Source organism: Aphanizomenon sp. UHCC 0183, assembly GCF_009712065.1.
GTDB classification, from domain to species: Bacteria; Cyanobacteriota; Cyanobacteriia; order Cyanobacteriales; family Nostocaceae; genus Dolichospermum; species Dolichospermum heterosporum.
This window is the reverse complement of the sequence record NZ_VILC01000151.1, coordinates 1,444-5,329: the sequence shown is the minus strand read 5'-3', so window position 1 is coordinate 5,329 and position 3,886 is coordinate 1,444. Positions and strand designations below refer to the sequence as shown.

Below are 3,886 nucleotides of genomic sequence, written 5' to 3'. Positions count from 1 at the left end.
CTGGGAATGAATTCCCAGTCTCATAGCAAAAGTTGTCTTTTGATGACTCAGAGATATCCAAATTAAAAAAATATCCTAAAATTTATTGTGGTGCGGGCATCTTGCCCGCTAATAATACAAGATTGGATCATCTAATTAATTCAGTATATTTTTGCAGTATATTTTTGTAGCCAGTCATCCAAATCTTCAATACCCTGAAAATCCAACAATGCTTCTCCTAAGTCCTCCAACTGTGATACAGGAAAACTCTTGATTTGTGAACATTGGCTCTCTGGTAATTCCCCCAGTCGTCGCCTTAGTTGACGAATAACTAAATTAGCCTCACCTTCCTGAAGACCCTTTTGGCGACCTTCCTGAAGACCTTCGACAATAATCTCTTGGTAAAAACGGGATTGGGTAATATCCACAATTTCTAACTCTAGCATATTCATGATGATCTCCCAGTTTTCTTCAATTCCTGGCATCAATTCTGCCAGCATCCCTGGTTGGGACAAAAATAATTCGTAAAACCATTTATCGGTTTTCATAAGAACACCCGGTAAGTGGGAAACGAGCGCGTCTTTAGACCTGAGAGGGAAACGACACTTCGACAAGCTCACTGACCACGGTTTTAACCGCTGTGGATATTAAAATTGAAACCAGATTTTTGATTGGAATCTGGAAACCAACTCCCATTTCTGGGGTAATGTTAGCATAGACCTGTTATAAGAGATTGTTGGGCTTGCAACACTGTTCCAGTGACCTTAGAACTGTTTAATCACAAGCGACAGAGCAGGGAACTGGCAACGCATTCCGAGGTGTCGTGACTCAAATAACGGCTACCCTTCGACAACGCTCAGGGTGGTCTGGTCAGTACGGCTTGCTTGATTACTCTTGCAAGCCCAGTCCCTTTAGGGCTGGGTTACTGACATTAGAGGCAGAGCCTCATCAACTGCATTCCTAGTCAGAGACTAGGAACGAGATGTGGTAGGGATTTGAGCTTAAGTTGACACCAATGAAGCTTTTGCTTTACCCCTACAAATCAGGGTTTTTCGTGATTTTACAAAAGTCCATCTCTCAACCGTGTTTAGTATACTTGAGAATTTGATCTTAAATCACATCTGCAAAAGTTCGTTCCATCTTCCGAAAATACCAAATTCCACTCACTAATAGTAAAACGACTAGAGCCATAGAAAGCATAAAACCTGGTAAATATAACTGGGAATTACCGCCCAAAATTGCCCATCTAAAACCATCAATTACTCCCACCATGGGATTTAAGGAGTAGAGAAACCGCCACTTTTCAGGAACAATAGTGCTACTAAATCCTACAGGTGAGATATATAAACCAAACTGCACTATAAATGGCACAATAAACCGGAAATCTCGATACTGCACATTCAAGGAAGCCAACCATAATCCCGCACCCATTGAAGCAGCAAAAGCGACACCAATAAATAAAGGTAAAGTTAAAATTCGCCAAGTGGGAACAAAGTTATACCAAGCCATTAAAGCCAATAAAATTATCCCAGAAATCATAAAGTCTACGAAGCTAACTACTACCGCGCTAGTAGGTACTACCAAGCGGGGAAAATAGACTTTAGACAGTAAATTGGCATTACTAATTAAACTATTACTACACTCTGAGAGGGAATTAGAGAAGAATTGCCAAGGTAACATGGCGGAAAATACAAGAATTGGATAGGGCGCACCTTCTGATGGTAATTTTGCTAATTGTCCAAATACTACTGTAAAAACTACCATTGTCAAAAAAGGACGAATTAGCGCCCAAACAATCCCAATGGCTGTTTGTTTATATCTAACTAAAATATCTCGCCATGCTAAGAAGTAAAATAACTCTCTATATCGCCATAGATCTTGCCAATATTGCTTTTCCGTGCGTCCTGCTTCAATTATTAATTCTGGCTGTAAAGTAGTTTCTTTCATCTGGCATTTACCATCATTTTCACGACATTTCCGATTTCGCTCACACCTTCTCTGCACTTCGGCCTCCTGATCACTAACTAAACAATTGATCATAAGAAGGTTGCATGGGAGGGACTAAGATCAAAAAGACCATCAAAGCCCAACTCACTGTTCAATACTATCCCGGTTCTGTCACTCTCGGAAAACAATAATCGAAGCTATTTTTTGTAACTCTGATTTTATACAGGTTTGCGATCGCCGTTCTCTAATGGATGAATAATAAAATAACACATAAGTAGTAATTGGACAAAAATATTTATAGTCATTGCGAGGGAAGGGAAGCAATCACAACTCTTTGTTGTCAGTACATTTTGCTTAACTCCTCTGAATAATTGATACCTGCTAAAGAGTTTCATTTAACCAAGCGAACTGCTTGCAGCAGCGCTTCGCTATCGCCTTCAAGATCAATAGTTTCAGATCCCCGACTTCTGAGAGAAGTCGGGGATCTTATGTGCTAGTTAGAAATTTCGTAAATCACGATAACATATTTTGACCACCTAATTGCTGACAATAGCTGCGATGTCTTTCTGAGTTAATTTCAGCTTGCAAAATCCCTAAAACCTTAGCCAAATTACCTTTTAACATATCATCAACCGATAAGACTAAACCGGGAAAGATGCGACTTTCCATTAACCCTAGATCACCTATAGGTAATTTAACATACTCACCTGCTTCTAAGATAAACCAGTCTATTTCTTGATCATAAACTCGCCAAACAATGTATTCTTTAACCCCGTGACGACGATAAATTGTCAGCTTATTGTACAAATCATAGGATACGGTAGAACCGGAAATTTCTACGATTAGTTCTGGAGATCCTTCTATATAATCATCTTCACTAATGCGAGATTGTCCTCCTAATTCTGTTTTTATTCTTAATAGAGCATCCGGTTGAGGTTCATTATCTAAATCTAATCTGACTGTGGCATTATCTGCTAATTCTAACCCCGGTGTATTAGCTGCGTAGAACCCTAACCATGTCATTAAGTAACTATGGGGTAAACCGTGACTTCTGTATCTTAACGCTGCTGCCATGTAAACAACTCCATCAATTAATTCTGCCTTTTTTTGCGGTGGCATGAACTGATAACGGCGTTCAAATTCTAAACGGTTTAGGCGATCGCCGTTCTCTAAAATTGGAATCATTGGGTTTTGCATTGTTACCTCTCCTCAGTTAAGTTTTTCGGCTTCATGACTGTAACAAAGTTTGCAACTGCGATCGCTCGCCAATTTTCCCTCATTTTTTCCCCTGAATTGCTTATTTTACAGCGATTTCCAATCATATAAGGTACATCTTAGCCCCCTCATCGCTTGCGGGGAGGGGGTTGGGGGTGGGGTTCTTGTTCCGGGTTTGATGACAATTTGCTGTAAAATAACGTTACAATCCCCAAGGACTAATTTGAGATTTCATCAATTAGCGATCGCTTTCAAGATAAACAGTTTCATATCCCCGACTTCTTAGAGAAGTCGGGGATATGATTTTCTTATTTTATTTATAGAGTGAGGGCTAAAGAATTTCCCCAAGGACCAATTTGAGATTTCATAAATTAGCGATCGCTTTCAAGATAAACGGCGATTATATTGTAACCAATTTTCCCAATCTGACATATTTTGAAAATCCAATAATGCCTCTCCTAATGATTCTAATTGAGAAATGGAGAGCAAACGCACTTTTTCCTCTTGAATAGGGGTTAATTTTCCACAACGGCGTTTTAACTGGCGTATAGTTAGATTTGCTTCTCCTTGTTGCACACCTTGTTGTAAACCTTTTTTCTCACCAATTTCTAACACCTCTTGATAAAACCGTATTTGAGTAACATCAGCCTCTTTGAGATTAGTAATCACATCTCGCAGAGATGTATAACGTTCCTGCTTTTGATGGCCAATAATATATTTTTTACCTAGTAGTTCGTCAAATTTA

4 protein-coding genes are annotated in these 3,886 nt (G+C 39.3%); all 4 read right to left on the bottom strand.

What is annotated here, in order from left to right; genetic code table 11:
* Nucleotides 1-140: 140 nt before the first annotated feature.
* Nucleotides 141-527 (bottom strand): DUF4351 domain-containing protein, encoded by a 387-nt coding sequence (locus tag FJR37_RS25365; protein ID WP_052149746.1) that lies wholly within the window; start codon nt 525-527, stop codon nt 141-143.
* A 562-nt stretch (nt 528-1,089) separates the two neighbouring features.
* Entirely contained in the window at nt 1,090-1,926 is an 837-nt protein-coding gene (locus tag FJR37_RS25360) for an ABC transporter permease (RefSeq protein WP_039199900.1), read from the bottom strand.
* A 513-nt stretch (nt 1,927-2,439) separates the two neighbouring features.
* Nucleotides 2,440-3,123, bottom strand: coding sequence for a Uma2 family endonuclease (locus FJR37_RS25355; protein ID WP_039199901.1), 684 nt, complete (start codon nt 3,121-3,123; stop codon nt 2,440-2,442).
* A 402-nt stretch (nt 3,124-3,525) separates the two neighbouring features.
* On the bottom strand, nt 3,526-3,886 hold a 361-nt coding region (locus tag FJR37_RS25350; protein WP_168467448.1), incomplete at its 5' end, for a DUF4351 domain-containing protein.

Bases quoted from the DNA above. Each gene is read 5' to 3' on its own strand.
- FJR37_RS25365 (WP_052149746.1), bottom strand. From the start codon at position 527: ATGAAAACCGATAAATGGTTTTACGAATTATTTTTGTCCCAACCAGGG.
- FJR37_RS25360 (WP_039199900.1), bottom strand. From the start codon at position 1,926: ATGAAAGAAACTACTTTACAGCCAGAATTAATAATTGAAGCAGGACGC.
- FJR37_RS25355 (WP_039199901.1), bottom strand. From the start codon at position 3,123: ATGCAAAACCCAATGATTCCAATTTTAGAGAACGGCGATCGCCTAAAC.